The organism is Streptomyces sp. NPDC001292 (genome assembly GCF_042896465.1).
Taxonomy (GTDB): Bacteria; Actinomycetota; Actinomycetes; order Streptomycetales; family Streptomycetaceae; genus Streptomyces.
Genome location: NZ_JBIAXG010000001.1, coordinates 77,988 through 96,771, shown reverse-complemented (window position 1 = coordinate 96,771; position 18,784 = coordinate 77,988). Strand labels below are relative to the sequence as shown.

The 18,784-nt window shown below is 73.9% G+C and carries 14 protein-coding genes and 2 pseudogenes; 8 read left to right on the top strand and 8 right to left on the bottom strand.

Translation table 11 applies throughout. The annotated features are described in order from the left end of the window. Positions 1-51 precede the first annotated feature (51 nt). Positions 52-1,068: an aspartate-semialdehyde dehydrogenase gene (locus ACFY4A_RS00395; RefSeq protein WP_390827188.1), complete on the top strand. Its 1,017-nt coding sequence runs from the start codon at positions 52-54 to the stop codon at positions 1,066-1,068. Here the strand turns inward: ACFY4A_RS00395 and ACFY4A_RS00390 are convergent. Further along, positions 1,065-1,577 carry a DUF1203 domain-containing protein gene (locus ACFY4A_RS00390; protein WP_390827187.1) on the bottom strand — a complete coding sequence of 171 codons (513 nt, stop codon included), beginning with the start codon at positions 1,575-1,577 and terminating at the stop codon, positions 1,065-1,067. The two genes, ACFY4A_RS00395 and ACFY4A_RS00390, sit on opposite strands and share 4 nt — an antisense overlap. Before the next feature lie 112 nt (positions 1,578-1,689). On the opposite strand from ACFY4A_RS00390, the gene pepN reads away from it, so the two are divergent. After that, on the top strand, positions 1,690-4,272 hold the full coding sequence (gene pepN, locus ACFY4A_RS00385; protein WP_390827186.1) for an aminopeptidase N: 2,583 nt from the start codon (positions 1,690-1,692) through the stop codon (positions 4,270-4,272). A 78-nt stretch (positions 4,273-4,350) separates the two neighbouring features. Here the strand turns inward: pepN and ACFY4A_RS00380 are convergent. Then, positions 4,351-4,554: pseudogene (locus ACFY4A_RS00380) on the bottom strand (LysR substrate-binding domain-containing protein); the annotation flags it as partial. 111 nt (positions 4,555-4,665) lie between these two features. After that, positions 4,666-5,631: an EamA family transporter gene (locus ACFY4A_RS00375; RefSeq protein ID WP_390827185.1), complete on the bottom strand. Its 966-nt coding sequence runs from the start codon at positions 5,629-5,631 to the stop codon at positions 4,666-4,668. 78 nt (positions 5,632-5,709) lie between these two features. Between ACFY4A_RS00375 and ACFY4A_RS00370 the strand changes: the two genes are divergently transcribed. After that, a complete protein-coding gene (locus tag ACFY4A_RS00370) occupies positions 5,710-6,228 on the top strand; it encodes a MarR family winged helix-turn-helix transcriptional regulator (protein WP_390827184.1) in 519 nt (172 codons plus the stop codon). A 46-nt stretch (positions 6,229-6,274) separates the two neighbouring features. Here the strand turns inward: ACFY4A_RS00370 and ACFY4A_RS00365 are convergent. The 4 genes and pseudogenes from ACFY4A_RS00365 to ACFY4A_RS00350 form a co-directional block, all read right to left on the bottom strand. Next, a pseudogene (locus ACFY4A_RS00365) lies at positions 6,275-7,387 on the bottom strand (FAD-dependent monooxygenase); the annotation flags it as partial. Positions 7,388-7,490: 103 nt separating this feature from the next. After that, entirely contained in the window at positions 7,491-7,760 is a 270-nt protein-coding gene (locus ACFY4A_RS00360) for a hypothetical protein (protein ID WP_390827182.1), read from the bottom strand. Positions 7,761-7,847: 87 nt separating this feature from the next. Continuing rightward, positions 7,848-10,040: a 4-alpha-glucanotransferase gene (malQ, locus tag ACFY4A_RS00355; protein ID WP_390827181.1), complete on the bottom strand. Its 2,193-nt coding sequence runs from the start codon at positions 10,038-10,040 to the stop codon at positions 7,848-7,850. Further along, a complete protein-coding gene (locus ACFY4A_RS00350) occupies positions 10,041-10,355 on the bottom strand; it encodes a hypothetical protein (protein ID WP_390827180.1) in 315 nt (104 codons plus the stop codon). 257 nt (positions 10,356-10,612) lie between these two features. On the opposite strand from ACFY4A_RS00350, the gene ACFY4A_RS00345 reads away from it, so the two are divergent. From ACFY4A_RS00345 to ACFY4A_RS00330, 4 genes are all read left to right on the top strand, one after another. After that, positions 10,613-13,630: a beta-N-acetylglucosaminidase domain-containing protein gene (locus ACFY4A_RS00345; RefSeq protein WP_390827607.1), complete on the top strand. Its 3,018-nt coding sequence runs from the start codon at positions 10,613-10,615 to the stop codon at positions 13,628-13,630. Between the two features lie 81 nt (positions 13,631-13,711). Continuing rightward, positions 13,712-14,245: a PadR family transcriptional regulator gene (locus ACFY4A_RS00340; protein ID WP_390827179.1), complete on the top strand. Its 534-nt coding sequence runs from the start codon at positions 13,712-13,714 to the stop codon at positions 14,243-14,245. Further along, positions 14,242-14,931: an ABC transporter ATP-binding protein gene (locus ACFY4A_RS00335; protein WP_390827178.1), complete on the top strand. Its 690-nt coding sequence runs from the start codon at positions 14,242-14,244 to the stop codon at positions 14,929-14,931. The genes ACFY4A_RS00340 and ACFY4A_RS00335 overlap by 4 nt, the downstream gene beginning before the upstream one ends. Beyond that, positions 14,928-16,283, top strand: a complete 1,356-nt coding sequence (locus ACFY4A_RS00330; RefSeq protein ID WP_390827177.1) for an ABC transporter permease — start codon at positions 14,928-14,930, stop codon at positions 16,281-16,283. The genes ACFY4A_RS00335 and ACFY4A_RS00330 overlap by 4 nt, the downstream gene beginning before the upstream one ends. A gap of 386 nt (positions 16,284-16,669) precedes the next feature. On the opposite strand, the gene ACFY4A_RS00325 is transcribed toward ACFY4A_RS00330, so the two are convergent. Beyond that, on the bottom strand, positions 16,670-17,206 hold the full coding sequence (locus tag ACFY4A_RS00325; protein WP_141360845.1) for an HNH endonuclease: 537 nt from the start codon (positions 17,204-17,206) through the stop codon (positions 16,670-16,672). A 312-nt stretch (positions 17,207-17,518) separates the two neighbouring features. On the opposite strand from ACFY4A_RS00325, the gene ACFY4A_RS00320 reads away from it, so the two are divergent. Further along, a complete protein-coding gene (locus ACFY4A_RS00320; protein ID WP_390827176.1) occupies positions 17,519-18,625 on the top strand; it encodes a mechanosensitive ion channel family protein in 1,107 nt (368 codons plus the stop codon). Positions 18,626-18,784 lie beyond the last annotated feature (159 nt).

Here is an 18,784-nt window from a genome sequence, read left to right as displayed (position 1 = left end):
CCTGCGCGTACCGCGTACGCAGAGCCAGTGAAGTGAACAGAAGGAGTCACCGTGAGGATCGGAATCGTCGGAGCCACCGGTCAGGTCGGCACGGTCATGCGCGGGATCCTCGCGGAGCGTGATTTCCCGGTCACCGAGCTGCGCCTGTTCGCCTCGGCCCGCTCGGCGGGGACGGTCCTCGACGGGGTCACGGTGGAGGACGCGGCCACCGCGGACTACACCGGCCTGGACATCGTGCTGTTCTCGGCGGGCGGCGCGACCTCGAAGGCGCTGGCCGAGAAGGTCGCCGCGCAGGGCGCCGTGGTGATCGACAACTCCTCGGCGTGGCGCAAGGACCCGGACGTCCCGCTGGTGGTGTCCGAGGTGAACCCGCACGCGATCGCCGACCGCCCCAAGGGCATCATCGCCAACCCGAACTGCACGACCATGGCCGCGATGCCGGTCCTCAAGCCGCTGCACGCGGAGGCGGGCCTCGAGGCGCTGGTCGTCGCCACCTACCAGGCGGTGTCCGGCTCGGGCCTCGCGGGCGTCGCCGAGCTGCACGGCCAGACCCAGAAGGTCGTCGCGGACGCCGACAGGCTGACCCACGACGGCGCGGCCGTGGACTTCCCCGAGCCGTCCGTCTACAAGCGCCCGATCGCCTTCAACGTGCTCCCCTTCGCGGGCAACCTCGTCGACGACGGCCTGGACGAGACCGACGAGGAGCAGAAGCTCCGCAACGAGTCCCGCAAGATCCTGGAGATCCCGGAGCTGAAGGTGTCCGGCACCTGCGTGCGCGTGCCCGTCTTCACCGGTCACTCCCTCCAGGTCAACGCCCGTTTCGCGCGCCCGATCAGCGTGGAGCGCGCGACCGAGCTGCTGGGTGGCGCCCCCGGCGTCGCCCTCTCCGACATCCCGACGCCGCTCCAGGCGGCCGGCCAGGACCCGTCGTACGTCGGCCGCATTCGCCGCGACGAGACGGTGGACAACGGCCTCGCCCTGTTCATCTCCAACGACAACCTCCGCAAGGGCGCGGCCCTGAACGCGGTGCAGATCGCGGAGCTGGTGGCGGCGGAGCTCAAGGGCTAGTCACCGGTCACCCGGTCCCGGCGCACCTCGTAGAGGAAGCAGCCGTACTCGACGGCCCGGACGTGGACGAGCGCCACGGCCGGGTCGTCGAACGCTTCGGTGAAGGCCGCGCCGAACCGGGCGGAGCCCTCCCCGACCAGCCGCCCGCCCAGGATGCGCCCGTCGGCGCCGTAGCGCCGGACCACGCGACGGGCGTTGGAGAACGGGTGGCCCTCGCCGGCGGGCCCCGCGCACTCCCTCGCGTGGATGAAGACCGGCCCCTGCTCGTCGTACGCGCCCGGAGTGGCGCCCGTCTCCGCCGCCCAGCGCCGCAGCGGGGCGTAGGAGACCAGCGCGATCCGCTCCCCCGGCTCGCTGCGGCGCAGACAGCAGCGCAGGGGCGCGCCGCCCTCCTCGTCGCTGAACGGGGCCGTCGGACGTCCGGCGTCGTCCCGTTCCCGCAGCCCCGCCAGCACGTCCGGGGCGATGGCACGTGCGCGGTATCCCGTCGTTTCCCTCACGGTCGTCATGCCCCCAGGCTCGCGCTCCGCCGCCCCGGCCACCGGCGGGTTCCGGACATCGCGTTTCGCGCGGGTCACGTGGAAGGATGGCGCAATCCACACATCACGAGGAGATGACAGCGTGCCTGGCACAAACCTGACTCGCGAAGAGGCGCAGCAGCGGGCGAAGCTGCTCACCGTTGACTCGTACGAGATCGATCTCGACCTCTCCGGCGCGCAGGAGGGCGGTACCTACCGGTCCGTGACCACGGTGCGCTTCGATGTCGCCGAGGACGGCGCCGCCTCCTTCATCGACCTGGTGGCCCCGGCCGTCCACGAGGTGACCCTCAACGGCGACGCCCTCGACCCCGCCGAGGTCTTCGAGGACTCCCGGATCGCCCTGCCTGGCCTGCTCCAGGGCCGCAACATCCTGCGAGTCGTCGCCGACTGCGCGTACACCAACACCGGTGAGGGCCTGCACCGCTTCGTCGACCCGGTCGACGACCAGGCCTACCTCTACACCCAGTTCGAGGTCCCGGACGCCCGTCGGGTCTTCGCCTCCTTCGAGCAGCCGGACCTGAAGGCCACCTTCCAGTTCACCGTCAGGGCCCCCGAGGGCTGGACGGTGGTGTCCAACTCGCCGACGCCCGAGCCGCGGGACGACGTCTGGGTGTTCGAGCCGACGCCCCGCATCTCGACGTACATCACGGCGCTGATCGTCGGCCCGTACCACAGCGTCCACAGCGTGTACGAGAAGGACGGGCAGTCGGTCCCGCTCGGCATCCACTGCCGTCCCTCCCTGGCCGAGTTCCTCGACGCGGACGCGATCTTCGAGGTCACCCGGCAGGGCTTCGACTGGTTCCAGGAGAAGTTCGACTACGCCTACCCGTTCGAGAAGTACGACCAGCTCTTCGTGCCGGAGTTCAACGCGGGCGCGATGGAGAACGCGGGCGCGGTCACCATCCGCGACCAGTACGTCTTCCGGTCCAAGGTGACCGACGCGGCGTACGAGGTGCGTGCCGAGACGATCCTGCACGAGCTGGCCCACATGTGGTTCGGCGACCTGGTCACCATGGAGTGGTGGAACGACCTGTGGCTGAACGAGTCGTTCGCCACCTACACCTCCATCGCCTGCCAGGCGTACGCCCCCGGCTCGCGCTGGCCGCACTCGTGGACCACGTTCGCCAACTCCATGAAGACGTGGGCGTACCGGCAGGACCAGCTGCCGTCCACCCACCCGATCATGGCGGAGATCCGCGACCTGGACGACGTGCTCGTCAACTTCGACGGCATCACCTACGCCAAGGGCGCGAGCGTCCTCAAGCAGCTGGTCGCCTACGTCGGCATGGACGAGTTCTTCCGGGGCGTGCAGGCCTACTTCAAGCGGCACGCCTACGGCAACACGCGCCTGTCCGACCTGCTGGGCGCGCTGGAGGAGACCTCCGGACGCGATCTGAGGACGTGGTCGAAGAAGTGGCTGGAGACGGCCGGCATCAACATCCTGCGCCCGGAGATCGAGACCGACGCCGACGGCGTCATCACCTCCTTCGCCATCCGCCAGGAGGCCCCGGCCCTGCCCGCCGGCGCGAAGGGCGAGCCGACCCTGCGCCCGCACCGGATCGCGGTCGGCCTGTACGACCTCGACGGGGCGAGCGGCAAGCTGGTGCGCGCCGCGGACGGCCGGATCGAGCTGGACGTGGACGGCGAGCTGACCGCCGTGCCGCAGCTGGCCGGCCGGCGCCGCCCGGCGGTGATCCTCCTCAACGACGACGACCTGTCGTACGCCAAGGTGCGCCTGGACGAGGGGTCGCTGGCCGTCGTCACCGAGCACCTGGGCGACTTCGAGTCCTCGCTGCCGCGCGCCCTGTGCTGGGCGTCGGCCTGGGACATGACCCGGGACGGGGAGCTGGCGACCCGCGACTACCTGTCGCTGGTGCTGTCCGGGATCGGCAAGGAGTCCGACATCGGTGTCGTGCAGTCGCTGCACCGCCAGGTGAAGCTGGCCGTCGACCTGTACGCCGACCCGGCCGCCCGAGAGGCCCTGCTCACCCGCTGGACGGACGCCACGCTGGCCCACCTGCGCGCGGCGGACGCGGGCAGCGACCACCAGCTGGCGTGGGCGCGCGCGTTCGCGGCGACCGCCCGTACGCCGGAGCAGCTGGACCTGCTCGAGTCCCTGCTGGACGGCTCGCACACCATCGAGGGCCTGGTCGTGGACACGGAGCTGCGCTGGGCGTTCGTGGAGCGGCTCGCGGCCGTCGGCCGGTTCGACGAGGCGGAGATCGCGGGTGAGTACGAGCGCGACAAGACCGCGGCCGGTGAGCGGCACGCGGCCACCGCCCGTGCCGCCCGCCCGACCGAGGAGGCCAAGGCGGAGGCCTGGGCGTCGGTCGTCGAGTCCGACAAGCTCCCGAACGCCGTCCAGGAGGCGGTCATCGCGGGCTTCGTCCAGACCGACCAGCGCGAGCTGCTCGCGCCGTACGCCGACCGGTACTTCGAGGTGGTCAAGGACATCTGGGGCGCCCGCTCCCACGAGATGGCCCAGCAGATCGCGGTCGGCCTGTACCCGTCGATCCAGGTGTCCGAGGACACGCTGCGCAAGACCGACGAGTGGCTGGCCTCGGCCGAGCCGAACGCGGCGCTGCGCCGGCTGGTCTCGGAGTCGCGGGCGGGCGTCGAGCGCGCCCTGAAGGCCCAGGCGGCGGACGCGGCGGTCCAGGCGTAACGCCGGCCGTACAGCGATGGGGGCGCCCGGTGCTCGACCGGGCGCCCCTCTCCCTTCCGGTCTCCGCCCTCTGTCCCGTCACTCGTGGCGGGCGAGCCCGGCGGCCGCGGACCGCAGTGCCGCCAGCACCCTCGCCGGGGCGGGCGCGTCCCGCGCCCCCTTGCGCACGGCCGCCACCACATGCCGGTACGGCCGGTCGGCGCCCAGGGCGCGCATCACCACGCCCTCCCTGCCCACGGCCGCCATGCGCGGGACGAGCGCCACGCCCATGCCAGCCTTCGGGGCGGCGGGGCGGGCGGGGGTGCGACGGCCGGTGTGCGGGGGCGGTGTGGTGGTCCGAGGGCGGACGTCGGCCACTTAGGTCCTCTCGCTGGTGGGTGAGCGCGGTCCGCCCTACCGTCGCAGCACCGAACCCGTCAGGTCCATCGAATCTTTTCGAGCATTCCTTTCAGCCGAATTGAACGAAAGTGGGGGTGCGGCCGCCGGGCGGGCGGTGCCGAGTTGTCCCGCCACCGTCGCCCCGAAGGCCAGCGCCATGCCGGCCAGCTGGACCGGGGTGAGCGCCTGCCCGAGGGCGGCCCAGCCGACCACGGCCGCGGTGAGCGGTGACAGCGGGCCGAGGAAGGTGACCCGGGTGGCGGAGAGCCGGCCGATGCCGCGGAACCAGAGCCAGTAGGCGAGTGCCGTGTTGGCCAGGGCGAGGTAGGCGTAGCCGCCGAGGGCCCGGGCGTCCAGCGCGGGCGGCGGCCCCTCGGCCAGCAGGGCGAGGGGCGCGATCAGCAGTCCGCCCGCGGTGAGCTGCCAGCCGGTGAGCGCGAGCGGACCCGCACCGGCCGGGCGGCCCCACCTCTTGGCCAGCACGGTGCCGGTGGACATCGAGGCGGTGGAGGCGAGGGCTGCGGCGACGCCCACGCCGTCCAGCGCCCCGGCCGCCCGCAGCACGACGAGGCTGACCCCGAAAGCGGCCACGACCCCGGTGAGCAGCGCCCGCCCCGTCGGCCGCTGCCCCAGCAGCGGCGCGGAGAGCCCCACGACGAACAGCGGCCCGACCGAACCGACGACCGCCGCCATCCCGCCCGGCAGCCGGTACGCGGACAGGAACAGCAGCGGGAAGAAAGCGCCGATGTTCAGCGCGCCGAGGACCGCCGCCTTCCACCACCAGGCGCCCTTCGGCAGCACACGGGCCAGCGCGAGCAGCAGCAGCCCGGCGGGCAGCGCCCGGGCCAGCGCCGTGAAGAGCGGCCGTCCGGGCGGAAGGAACTCGGTGGTGACGGCGTAGGTGGTGCCCCAGGAGACGGGGGCGAGGGCGGTGAGGGCGACGAGGGACCAGGTGGCGGCGGGGCGCCGGGAGACAGCCATGCAATTAGCTTAGCCCTAAGCTACTTAACGTCAAGCCACTTTCTTGCGGTCGACCGTAGGGCGGCGGATACTCGGTCCATGAGTGAACGCCCCCAGCAGCGCAGGGACGCCGTCGACGCGATCATCGACCAGTGGGCGGCCGTGCGGCCCGATCTCGACACCGCGGGGATGGAGGTCTTCGGGCGGATCTACCGGCTCTCGCGGGCGATGGGAGACCGGATGGAGAAGGCGTACGCGCCGTTCGGGATCTCGCGGGGCGAGTTCGACGTGCTGGCGACCCTGCGCCGGGCCGGTGAGCCCTACACCCTCTCGCCCCGGCAGCTCTCGGCGACGCTCATGCTCACCACAGGTGGGATGACCGGGCGGCTGGACAAGCTCGAGGCCGCCGGGCTGCTGCGCCGCTCGCCGGATCCGCATGACCGCCGGGGCCTCAAGGTCACGCTGACCGACAAGGGGCTGCGACTCATCGACGAGGCGGTCGGCGCGGGACTGGCCGCGCAGACGGAGGCGTTGTCCGCCCTGGACGCCGAACGGGTGGGCGAGCTGGCCGGTCTGCTCAGGGAGCTGCTGGCCGGGACGCCCGGCCAGTCGGCGTAGTGGCCGGGTGGTCGCCGCGGGCGGGGGCCGGCTCCGGCGGGGCGGCTCAGCCCACGTGCGTGACGAGCGCGGCGTCGATCGTGCCCGGGTCGGCCGAGTCCGCCGCCCAGGCCACGTAGCCGTCGGGGCGGACCAGCACCGCCGTGCGGCGGTCGCTCGCCCAGCGCTCCGCGGTCAGCCGGCCCGCCCTGTCCTGCCCGACCGGGTGCGCCTGCGGCGCGACGAGTACGAACCGGCCGCCGCGCAGGGCCTGGTAGAGCCGGCCGCCGCCGGCCAGGGCGACGTCCGGGACGCGGGTGCCGACGAGCCGGTGGGCGCCCCGTGGCGCGGCGTACCGGACGCCGATGCCGGTGATCCGGCCTGCCGCCCTGCGGCGGACCGGGCCGACCTTGTCGAGGACGGCGGCGAGCACGGCGCGCAGGGCCAGGGTCCAGGGGCGGCGGGCCATGGCGAGGCGGATGATGCCGCCGCTGCTGCGGAGCACGGACCTGCCGACGGGGTGGCGTTCGGCCTGGTAGGTGTCCAGGAGTGCCTCGGGGGCGTGCCCGGTGACGACCCGGGCCAGCTTCCAGCTCAGGTTGGCCGCGTCCTGCAGGCCGGTGTTCATACCCTGCCCGCCGGCCGGGCTGTGGACGTGGGCGGCGTCGCCGGCGAGGAAGACCCGGCCGACACGGTAGGCGGGCGCCTGGCGCTCGTCGCTGTGGAAGCGGGACATCCAGCGGGCGTCGTGCATGCCGAAGTCGGTGCCCAGGGCGAGCCGCGTGATCTCCCGGATCTCCTCCAGGTCGACGGGCGCGCTGTCGGCGGCCTCGGTGCCGCGGCGCCAGCCGATGGCGCGGTAATAGCCGTCGCCGAAGGGAGCCAGGAAGGCGAAGGCGTCACCGACGGCGTTGACGGTCAGCAGGGTTTCGGGTGGCTCCGCGAGACGTACGTCGGCGAGGACGACGGAGCGGATCACCGAGCGCCCCGGGAAGGGCAGCCCGACCGCCCGTCGCACGCCGCTGCGCATTCCGTCCGCGCCCACGACGTATGCCGCCCGTAGCGGCTCCGTCCGGCCGCCGGGCCCGCGGACCTGGACCGTGACGCCGTCCGCGTCCTGGGTCAGGCCGGTCACCTCGGTCTCGTACCGGAAGTCCACACCGGCCTTGACCGCACGCCGCCGACCTCGCCGTACGTACGCGCACAGCCGCCGTACGTGGGCGAGGTGGGCGCCCTCGGAGGGAGTGTGCTGCGGACGGGCCCGCGGCGGGAGGAGGACTCGGTCAGGCCTTGGCCCTGACGTCCACGTCCCGGCTCGTGCGCGGCTGCCGGTCCTTGGACTTGTCCAGGGCCATGACCAGGCCGGTGATGACCAGGAACAGCAGGAGGGGGAGACCGACGAACAGACCCAGCGTCTGGATGACGCTCAGGCCCGTGCCGGGGTCGTCGCCGTCGTCGCGCGTCAGCGCGAGCGCGGGAGACGACATGAGCAGCATCATCAGCGTCGTACCGGCGGCCAGAGCGCCGGCGCGCAGGGCGTTCTTCTTGTCCACGGTGCAAACGTAGCGAACGCCGGAACGGGTCGCGCGCCCGGGGTGCCGTATCCGCAACGGACAGCACCGGATCGAGTGGCCCGGCGGTCAGCCCGCGTCGCCCGGCGCGGTCCGCGTGTCCGTCCGCAGCACGTCCGTCAGGGCGCGGAGCCGCAGGGACGCGGCGAGGTCCTCCAGGGTCACCGGACGGCCCTCGGAGTCGGCGACGGGCAGGCGCCAGTTCGGGTACTGGTCCCAGGTGCCGGGCAGGTTCTGCGGACGCCGGTCGCCGACCGTGTCCGGCAGCCACAGGCCGATCATGCGGGCCGGGGTGCGCAGCAGGAAGCGGTGGACGGCCTGGATCCCGTCCTCCTCCGAGGCGGCGCCGGCCCCGCCGCCCGTGCCCCGCAGCAGGCCCAGTTCCGCCAGCAGCGCCAGCCACTCGCTCGTGTCCGCGGCGGCCTCCGCGCGCTCCTCCTCGAGCGGGCGGGTGAGCAGGCCGAGGCGGTGGCGCAGTTCGACGTGTTCGCCGGTGAGGCGGGCCGCGGTGGACGGCAGGTCGTGGGTGGTGGCGGTGGCCAGGCAGTCCGCGCGCCAGCGTTCGGGGGGCAGCGGGCGGCCCGACCCCTCCCAGTCCCGTTCGAACCACAGCACCGAGGTGCCGAGCACCCCGCGCCGGTCCAGGGTCTCGCGCACCCCGGGCTCCACCGTCCCCAGGTCCTCGCCGATCACCACGGCCCCCGCCCGCGAGGCCTCCAGCACCAGCACGGCGAGCATGGCCTCGGCGTCGTAACGGACGTACGTGCCCTCGGTGGGCGGCAGGCCCTGCGGGATCCACCACAGCCGGAACAGGCCCATGACGTGGTCGATGCGCAGGGCGCCGGCGTAGCGGAACAGGGCGCGCAGCAGCCGGCGGAAGGGCGCGTAGCCGCAGGCGGCGAGGCGGTCGGGGCGCCAGGGCGGCAGGCCCCAGTCCTGGCCGCGCGCGTTGAAGGCGTCCGGCGGTGCGCCGACCGACATACCGGCCGCGAAGTGGTCCCGCTGCGCCCAGGCGTCGGCCCCGCCGGGGTGCACGCCCACGGCGAGGTCGTGCACGATCCCGATGCCCATGCCCGCCTCGCGGGCGGTGCGCTGGGCGTCGGTGAGCTGGGCGTCGGTGAGCCAGGCGAGCCAGGAGTGGAAGTCGACGCGATCCCTCAGCGCGGCGCGGGCGCGGGCGGTCTCCGCCGAGCGCGGGTCCCGCAGCCCTTCGGGCCAGCGGCTCCAGTCCGGGCCGTGCACCTCGGCGAGGGCGTACCAGGTGGCGTGGTCCTCCAGGGCCCGGCCCTGCCCGGCGAGGAAGTCGGCGTAGGCGGCGCGGCGGCCGGGCCCGAGCGGCACCCGCCGCACCAGCTCCAGCGCCTCCCGTTTGAGTTCCCAGACCGCGTCCCGGTCGATCAGCGCGCCCTCGTCCAGTACGGCTGCGCGCAGCCGGCCGGCCCGCTCCAGCAGGGGCCGCAGCCGCTCGCGGTCCGCTGCGTACGCGAACTCCGGGACGTCCTCGACGCGCAGGTGCACCGGGTCGGGGAAGCGGCGCGAGGAGGGGCGGTAGGGGGACGGGTCGGCGGGTGGTCCGGGCACGGCCGCGTGCAGCGGGTTGACCTGCACGAACCCGGCACCCAGCGCGCGTCCGGCCCAGCCGCTCAGCTCGGCGAGGTCACCGAGGTCGCCCATGCCCCAGGAACGGTGGGAGAGGAGGGAGTACAGCTGGACGAGCAGCCCGTACGAGCGTCGCGCCGGGGTGGGCAGCCGGGGCGGGGCCGCGATCAGGTACGCCCGCCCGGTGCGGCCGTCGGGGGCGGTGGCGGTCAGCCGGTGGACGCCCGGCGGAAGGCCGTCCACCCGGTCCGGGCGGTCCACGCCGTGCACCCACGAGCGGGTCTCGCCCTGCTCCGTCTCGACGTCCAGCCGGGTACCGGGCGGCAGCCCGGCGAGGGCGGCCGGCGGCAGCCCGGCGTCCGCCTCTGCCGCGGGGCCGCCGCCCGTGGGGCCGTCCGTGGGGCCCGGCCGGCACACCACGGTCGGCGGCAGCAGCCGTTCGTCCCGTTCCCGTTCGCGGGCGGTGAGCGCGGCGCGGGCGGCCGCGGGGGTGCTCGCGTCGACGTCCAGGGCGGCCAGGGCCGCGACGACCGCGGCGGCGGATGCGGTGACCGTACGGCCCGGGGAGGGGCTGTAGGAGGTGGCGACGCCGTGCAGCGCGGCGAGCCGGGTCAGCTCGTCACCGAGAGGTCCGGGAGGTTCGGCCGACCGCGGTTCCGTCATCTACAACTCCGCGCGACAAGGGTCCTGTTCGGTCGATTCGGCGACCGATTCGCTGGTCAGGGGCGCGGTCTCGGCGAGCGGCGGCTCGCTGGTGAGCGGCTCGGCGTCGGGCAGCGGCGGCTCGCTGGTCAGCGGGACGTCGGCGCGGGTGCCCTCCGCGCTGAACACGCTCGGGCCGGGGTCGGCGGGCAGCCGGTACTGGGGCGGCAGGACGTCGGTGGGCGGCAGGTGGTCGGCGGGCGACAGGTGGTCGGCGGGCGGCTCCGCCACGTGTTTGGACAGGGCCGAGAGCAAAAGGTGTGCCGGTGCGGCCACGGGGGCCTCCTTGTCGAGTACGGCATCAAGGGGATTACCGCAGCCCTACCCAGAGCTCGCCGCGGCAGACGTATCGGAACGACCTACGTGCCGCTGGTCACATTCCCCTCCACCAGGTTGGGGCAATCGCGGCACAACGGCCACTCTCGTTGACACCATCCCCTGGGGGTGGTGTGGTCAAGACTCTTCGACACTGCCTTCGGCTCCGCCCGGCGAAGGCCGATCGACGAGGAGGGGCCGTGCGGCTTCGGCGCGGTATGGGGCACGGGAAGAGCGCGGCCGCACTCGCGTTCGCCGTCATGGCCGGAACACTGGGAGCCGCGCCCGCGGCCGTCGCGGCGCCGTCCGCCCCCGACCCCGGCACCGGCCTCCCGGCCGCGAACCCGGAGCACCCCGCCACGGCCTCCTCCGGCCTCGCGGTGTGGCCGCGCCCGCAGTCCCTGCGGGCGAGCGGCGGCGCGGTGAAGGTCGCCGACCGGGCCGTCGCCCTGGTCACCGACGCGGAGGCGGACCCGTACGCCCTGAGTGCGCTGCGCTCGCTGCTGTTCGGGGCCGGCGCCCGGACGGTCACGGACCTCACCGGGACGGACCCGGTTCCGGCGGACGCCCTGGTGGTGCGCGCGCACACCGAGCGGGCGCACAGCGATCCGCGGCACGCGCTGCCCTCCGGCGGCTACCTGATCACCACCGGCGGCGGCTCCCTGACGCTCACCGGCACCGGCGAGGACGGCCTCTTCCACGCCGTGCAGACGCTGCGGCAACTGCTGCGCCCCGACGGGACCGTCCCCGGCGTGACCGTCCGGGACTGGCCGGGCACCGCCGTGCGCGGCACCACCGAGGGCTTCTACGGCACCGCGTGGACGCAGCAGCAGCGGCTCGCCCAACTGGACTTCATGGGCCGCACCAAGCAGAACCGGTACCTGTACGCCCCGGGCGACGACCTCTACCGCCAGGAGCGCTGGCGCGAGCCGTACCCGGCCGGGCAGCGGGCCGCCTTCCGGGAGCTGGCCGACCGGGCGCGCGCCAACCACGTCACGCTCGGCTGGGCAGTGGCGCCGGGCCAGTCGCTGTGCTTCGCATCGGACGACGACGTACGGGCGCTGACCCGCAAGCTGGAGGCCATGTGGGCGCTCGGGTTCCGGGCGTTCCAGCTCCAGTTCCAGAACGTCAGTTACAGCGAGTGGCACTGCGGCGCGGACCCGGCCCGTTTCGGCTCCGGCCCGGACGCGGCGGCACGCGCGCAGGCGCGGGTGGCGAACGAGGTCGCCCGTTACCTGGCGGAACGCCACCCGGACGCGGCGCCGCTGTCGTTGATGCCGACGGAGTTCTACGAGGACGGCGCGACGCCCTACCGGCGGGCGCTGGCATCCGCGCTGGACGCGTCGGTCCACGTCGCCTGGACCGGGGTGGGCGTGGTGCCGCGGACCATCACGGGCGACGAACTGGCCGACGCCCGCGCGGCGTTCTCGCACCCGCTGGTCACCATGGACAACTACCCGGTCAACGACTACGCCGAGGACCGCATCTTCCTCGGCCCGTACACCGGGCGCGAACCGGCCGTCGCCAGCGGCTCGGCCGCCCTGCTGGCCAATGCGATGGAGCAGGCGGAGGCTTCCCGCATCCCGCTGTTCACGGCGGCCGACTACGCCTGGAACCCCCGCGACTACCGGCCCGAGGAGTCCTGGCGGGCGGCCATCGCCGACCTCGCGGGGGGCGACGCACGGCGCCACGAGGCGCTGTCGGCCCTGGCCGGCAACGACGCGTCCTCGGTGCTCGGCGGCACCGAGTCGGCGTATCTGCGCCCGCTGATCGCGGCCGTGTGGCAGGCCCGTACGACGACGGACCGGGCCGCGAACGAGCGTGCCGAGCAGCGGCTGCGCGCCGCCTTCACGGTGCTGCGCAAGCTGCCGCGGGGACTGGCGGGCGACGGCACCCTGGCGACCGAAGTCGCCCCGTGGTCCGCGCAGTCGGGCCGCTACGGCAAGGCGGGCGAGGCGGCGCTCGATATGCTCCGCGCCCAGCGCGCGGGCGACGCGGCGGGAGCCTGGACCGCGTACCTGACGCTGGACCGGCTGCGGTCCGAGATCGGGCACGCCGACGTGACGGTCGGCAAGGGCGTACTGGACCCCTTCCTCGACCGGGCGCGGCAGGAGTACGAGACCTGGGCGGGCCTGACGCACGAGCCGGCCGCGGACCGGGGCGGCGCGCCGGACGGCCGCACGGTCCGTTTCCCGCACGCCCGCGCCCTCACCGCCGTGACGGTCCTCAGCGACCCCGGAACCGCCGGTGCCGTCGAGGTCCACGTCCCCGGACTGGGCTGGCGCCGGGTGGGGACGCTGGCGGAGCGGGGCGCGACGGAGCTCGACACCGCGCAGTCCCCGTCCCCCGGCGGCCCGGTGACGCACCCGCCGGCCCTCTGGCCGCCGGTCTCCCCGGCTCCGGGCGTCCGGACCCGCCCGCCGGCCCTCGTGCAGCCCACTCCCCCGTCGGCCGGCACCCGCGTCGACGCCGTCCGCGTGACGGGCGCCGACCCCTCCCGGGTGCGCCATCTGGTCCCCTGGTTCGCCGACACCCCGGTCGCGGACCTGGAGTTGCCGCGCGCCGAGGCCGACGCGGAGATCGGCGGCACGGAGCGGCTGACCGCCCGGCTGTCCTCCGGCCGTCCGGCCGACGTGCGGGGCAAGGTCACCGTCGAGGCCCCCAAGGGCATCGAGGTCCGCGTCCCCGCCACGTCGCTCACCGTCCCCCGCGGCACCGCGGTGGACGTCCCGGTCGAGGTGACCGTGCCGCCGGCCTCGCCCTCACGCGCGTACGACATCCGCGTCACCTTCGCCGGAGTGACCCGGACCCTCACGGTCCGCGCCTTCCCGCGCACCGCCGGCCCCGACCTGGCGCGCACCGGCACGGCCGGCTCCTCCGCTGACGAGACCCCCGACTTCCCGGCCTCCGCCGCGATCGACGGCAACCCGGACACCCGCTGGTCCTCCCCCGTCGACGACGGCGCCTGGTGGCAGGTGGAACTCCCGCACGCGGTGCGCCTGGGCAAGGTCGCCCTCCACTGGCAGGACGCCCACCCCTCCGCCTACCGCATCCAGGTCTCCCCCGACGGCCGCCGCTGGCGCACCGCCACCACCGTCCGCAACAGCACCGGCGGCCGCGAAACCCTGCGCATGGACGCACGCGACGTCCGCCACATCCGCGTACAGGGCGACAAACGAGCCACCCGGTACGGCTATTCACTCTGGTCGGTGGAGGCGTACGCGGTCGCGGACTGAGTCTGCCGGGCGGACCGGGGTCTCCAGATTGTTCGGCGATCACTATTCACTCAGTACATGTACTCAGTGCATACTGAGCCCATGAGCACCCGACACATCCTGCTGGGCCTGCTCGCCGGAGGGCCGAGCCATGGCTACGACCTGAAGCGACGCCACGACGAACACTTCCCGCAAGCCCGCCCGCTGGCCTACGGGCAGGTCTACACGACCTTGCAGCGGCTGGTCCGCGACGGGCTGGCGGAGGTGGAGGGCACCGACTCCGACGGCGGACCGGAGCGCACGCTGTACCGCCTCACGGCCGAGGGCTCCCGCGACGTGGCCGTCTGGGCCGGGCAGGTCACGCCTCCCGCCCTTTTCGTGACGAACGAGATCTTCGCGAAGGTCGTCGTGGCGATCCTCACCGGCGGCGACCCCGCCGCCCACCTGCTCGCGCAACGCGCCGCGCACATGGAGCGGATGCGGGAGCTGACGGCGGTCAAGACCGCCCCGGGCGCCGATCCGGCGACCGTGCTCTCGGCGGACTACGCCCTCAACCACCTCGACGCCGACCTGCGCTGGATGACCACCACCCAGGCCCGGCTCACCACTCTGACCGTGGAGGTCGACCGAGCATGAGCAACCGTCCGGCGCCCCTTCTGGTGGCCCGAGACCTCGTCAAGACCCATGGCAGGACCCCGGCGCTGCGCGGTGCCTGCCTGGAGCTGCGCGAGGGCGAGATCGTCGCCGTGACCGGCGCCAGCGGCAGCGGGAAGTCCACGCTGCTGCACTGCCTGGCGGGCATCGTCCGGCCGGACGCCGGCTCGGTGACGTACCGCGAGGAACACGTCGACAGGCTGCCGGAGCAGCGCCTGAGCGAGTTGCGCCGCACCGACTTCGGGGTGGTGTTCCAGTTCGGCCAGCTGATCCCCGAGCTGACCGCCGTGGACAACGTCGCGCTGCCGCTGATGCTGGCCGGGACCGCACGGGGGGCGGCCCAGGAGCAGGCGAGGGCGTGGCTGGAGCGGTTCGGCGTGCGGAAACAGGAGGGCGCGCGCCCCGGGGAGTTGAGCGGCGGCCAGGCACAACGCGTGGCGCTGGCAAGGGCGTTGGTGACCGGTCCGAGGGTGGTGTTCGCGGACGAGCCGACGGGGGCACTGGACTCGCTGGCGAGCGAACAGGTGATGACGGCCCTGGTGGGAACCGCCCGGGAGGCGGGCACGGCGGTGCTGCTGATCACGCACGACGCCCAGGTGGCGGCGTACGCCGACCGCGAGGTGCGGCTGCAGGACGGCGTGGCGGTCGGGTCGGGGGTGCTCGCATGAGGACCGATCTGCGGCTGGCCTGGCTGCTCGTGCGGGGTTCGGACCGGCGGGAGTGGTGGCGGATCGCGCTCACGGCGGCGGGGGCGATGTGCGCGACGGGGCTGGGCCTGGCGGCCGCCGTCCTGGCCTCGGTGCACGGGCGATACCGCTTCTCCTTCGGCAACGGCCTTCTCGACGAGCCCGGCGAACGCTCCGGGGTGATCGTCGCACTGCTGCTCCTGCTGGTCCCCGTGCTCGGGTTCCTCGGGCAGTGCGCCCGGATCGGCGCGGTGCACCGCGACCGGCGGACGGCCGTGCTGCGGCTGGCGGGCGCGGAGCCGGGCCGGGTACGGCGGATCGCCGCGCTGGAGACCGGGTCGGCCTGCCTGCTGGGCTCGGCGCTCGCCACGGCCGGGGCGGCGGCGGTGCTGGTGGCCGCGTGGGAGCGGCCGACCGCGCCGGCCTGGGCCGGGATGGCGCTGGTCGCGGCCGTTGTACCGGTACTGGGCACGGCGGCCGGGGTGCTGGCGCTGCGCCGCGTGGTGGCCTCACCGCTGGGGTGGGTGCGGCGGAGCCACGCGCGGTCGGGGCGCGGTCCGGCGCTGGTGTTCGTGGGCGGACTGCTGGTCGTGGGCGTGGCGGCGCTGGGGGCCGTGGCCGGTACCTCCGCCGACTCCCGGCACGCGGGCCTGACGAGGGGCCCGCTCATCGTCATGGCGGCGGTCCTGGCCGTCGGCGGGGGCGCGGTGTGGCTCACGGGCGCCCTGTCCCGGCTGACCGGCCGGCTGCTCGCGGCCCGGACCGTCTCCCCGGCGGTGCTGATCGCGGCGGAACGGCTGCGGGACGACCCGTGGGCGGCGGCACGTACCCATGCGGCGGTGCTGCTGGTGACGGTGGTCGGGACCGGGTACACGGGAGTACGGCAGGCGTTGCTCGCCGGACTGGAGACCGCGGACGACACGAACGGTTTCGCCGCGGACGCCTCCTTCTACGTCACGGGCCTGAACCTCACGGCCGCGGCCATCGTCCTCGCCCTCGCGATCATCCTCACCGCGCTCGCCGTCGGCACCGCCGAGTCCGTCGCCACCCGTCGCCGGGCGCTGGCCGCGCAGGTGGCCGCCGGAGTACCCCAACGGGTACTCGCCCGAGCCCTCCTGCTGGAGACCGCCCTGCCCCTGGCCCCGGCCGTCCTCGTGGCAGGCACGGGTGGCCTGGCGATCGGCCTCTGGTACGGCCTCCTCACCGCCGGGACCGTGCCGTACACGGCACTCCTGGTCCCAGCCGGCGTGTACGCCACCTGCCTGCTGACCACGGCCGCCTCACTCCCGCTGCTACGACGCTCGGTCCGCCCGGCGGAGCTGCGGTACGCGTGATCGCCGGTCCCGGGAGCACGAGGGGCCAAGTGGCAGCACGCATGCCTACCGCGAACTGGAGGCCGCGGGCCTCGTCAGGAGCCGCCGGGGCTCCGGCACGCAGGTCATCGCCCCGGCGCCCGCCACCGACGTCAAGGCGAAGCCGTACGAGTACGCCGGCGGCTGCGCCGCCGCGGCCAGACAACTCGACGTCAGCGGCGAAGAGGCACTCGCGGCCATCCACGCCCTGGCGAGTCTCGACACAGCCTGATCCTTCCGGTCGTCGCGACCGGCTCCGGTGACGCGTGCCGCGCGGGGTCCGCGTCCGGAGCGCGGCCCCGGGCCGGTGGCCGTGGGGACCGCGCTCCGGGCGGGTGGCCGCGGGGCAATGCGAAGGCCCGGAATCGTCAGGCGGAGATGCCGTCGATCCGGGCCAGGGCGTCGTCCGCGCCGTACGGCTGCAGGTAGGGCAGCCAGCGCGGGTCTCTATGCCCGGTGCCGATGATGCGCCAGGCCAGGCCGGTGGGCGGGGCCGGCTTGTGGCGCAGGCGCCAGCCGAGCTCGACCAGGTGACGGTCGGCCTTGACGTGGTTGCAGCGGCGGCAGGAGGCCACCACGTTGTCCCAGACGTGCTTGCCCCCGCGTGAGCGCGGTATGACGTGGTCGACGCTGGTGGCGATGCCACCGCAGTACATGCACCGGCCCCCGTCGCGCGCGAACAGCGCCCTTCGGGTCAGAGGAACGGGCCCCCGGTAGGGAACCCGCACGAAACGCTTGAGCCGGACCACGCTGGGTGCGGGGACGGTGACGGTCGCGCTGTGCAGATAGGCGCCGGACTCCTCGAGGCAGACTGCCTTGTTCTCGAGGACGAGGACGAGCGCGCGGCGGAGCGGTACGACGCCGAGCGGCTCGTACGACGCGTTGAGGACCAGGACATGCGGCACGGATGCCTCCTTGTACGCCGGCGGCGCGTGGCTCGCGCCGGGGCTGCCTGCAGTCAGTTTCCCCTCATGCCTGGTGAACGCGCCACCATGTCCCGGTAACGGGCTGGGAGTGTTTTCGACCACACCTCATTCATCCCCCGGACCGCGGCCCCTTCACACAGCCTGATCAGAGGCCGGTGGTCACCGTCTCCCCATGCGCCCTTCCCGGAACTTCACGGGAACGCACACACCCTGCCCCGTTAGTGTGGTGGTTCTGCCCGTCCGGTGATCTCTTCGTGACCCAGTCGATATTGACCCCGTGCCGGAGGGCGGATGCACCTGGAGGTACCTGCCGTGTCCTTGCCCGCCGTCCTACTGGCCGCCGGTCCGTCGCCGTCGCCCTCCGAGTCGCCGGCCCTGACGGTCCCGACGTTCCAGGACGCCCACGAGACCGCGACGAACGCGGCCAGCTGGGTCGAGCAGAACTGGTCCACATGGCTCGCCATCGGCCTGAAGATCCTGCTGATCCTGGTGGTCGCGGCGGTACTGAGAGGGGTGGTCCGGCGGGCGATCACCAAGGTCATAGACCGCATGGCCCGTACCGCCCAGGCGGTGGACGGCACCGCTCTGGGCGGGCTGCTGGTCAACGCCGAGCGCCGCCGGCAGCGCTCGCAGGCGATCGGCTCGGTGCTGCGCTCGGTGACGAGCTTCCTGATCCTGGGCACCGCGGCGCTGATGGTGCTGGCCACCTTCGAGATCAACCTGGCCCCCCTGCTGGCCTCGGCCGGTGTGGCCGGTGTGGCGATCGGTTTCGGCGCCCGCAACCTGGTCACCGACTTCCTCTCCGGTGTCTTCATGATCCTGGAGGACCAGTACGGCGTCGGCGACTCGATCGACGCGGGCGTCGCCGCGGGCGAAGTGATCGAGGTGGGACTGCGCGTGACCAAGCTGCGCGGTGCGAACGGCGAGATCTGGTACGTCCGCAACGGCGAGATCAAGCGGATCGGCAACCTCTCCCAGGGCTGGGCGACGGCCGGTGTCGACGTCACCGTCAGGGCGGACGAGGACCTGGACAAGGTGAAGGCCACCCTGGAGGAGGTCGCCGAGCGGATGAGCAAGGAGGAGCCCTGGAACGAGCTCCTGTGGAGCCCGATCGAGGTGCTCGGTCTGGACAGCGTGCTGATCGACTCCATGGTCGTCCGCGTCACGGCCAAGACCATGCCGGGCAAGTCGGTGACCGTCGAGCGGGAGCTGCGCTGGCGCATCAAGCGCGCCTTCGACGCGGCCGACATCCGTATCGTGGGCGACGCGACGACCCCGGCTGACGACACCCCGCCGGACCCGACGGCAGGGATGGCGGCACCCTCCGCCTACTCCAGCACCACCTCCCCGCAGTCCCTGGCGGCATCACCGATCCCGCCGCAGTCGATGACGAAGTAGGCCCACCGCGGGCCTACGGCGAAAAGGAGCGGCGCCCGGAAAAGGGCGCCCTCGTCGCCCCCGCAGGCACGACTCCGTTGCCGCGGGGTGCTCTCTCTTGACGGCCGCTTCGCGCTGGGCATACCTTCCTGCCACTCGAACAGGAAACCTTCCTAACAG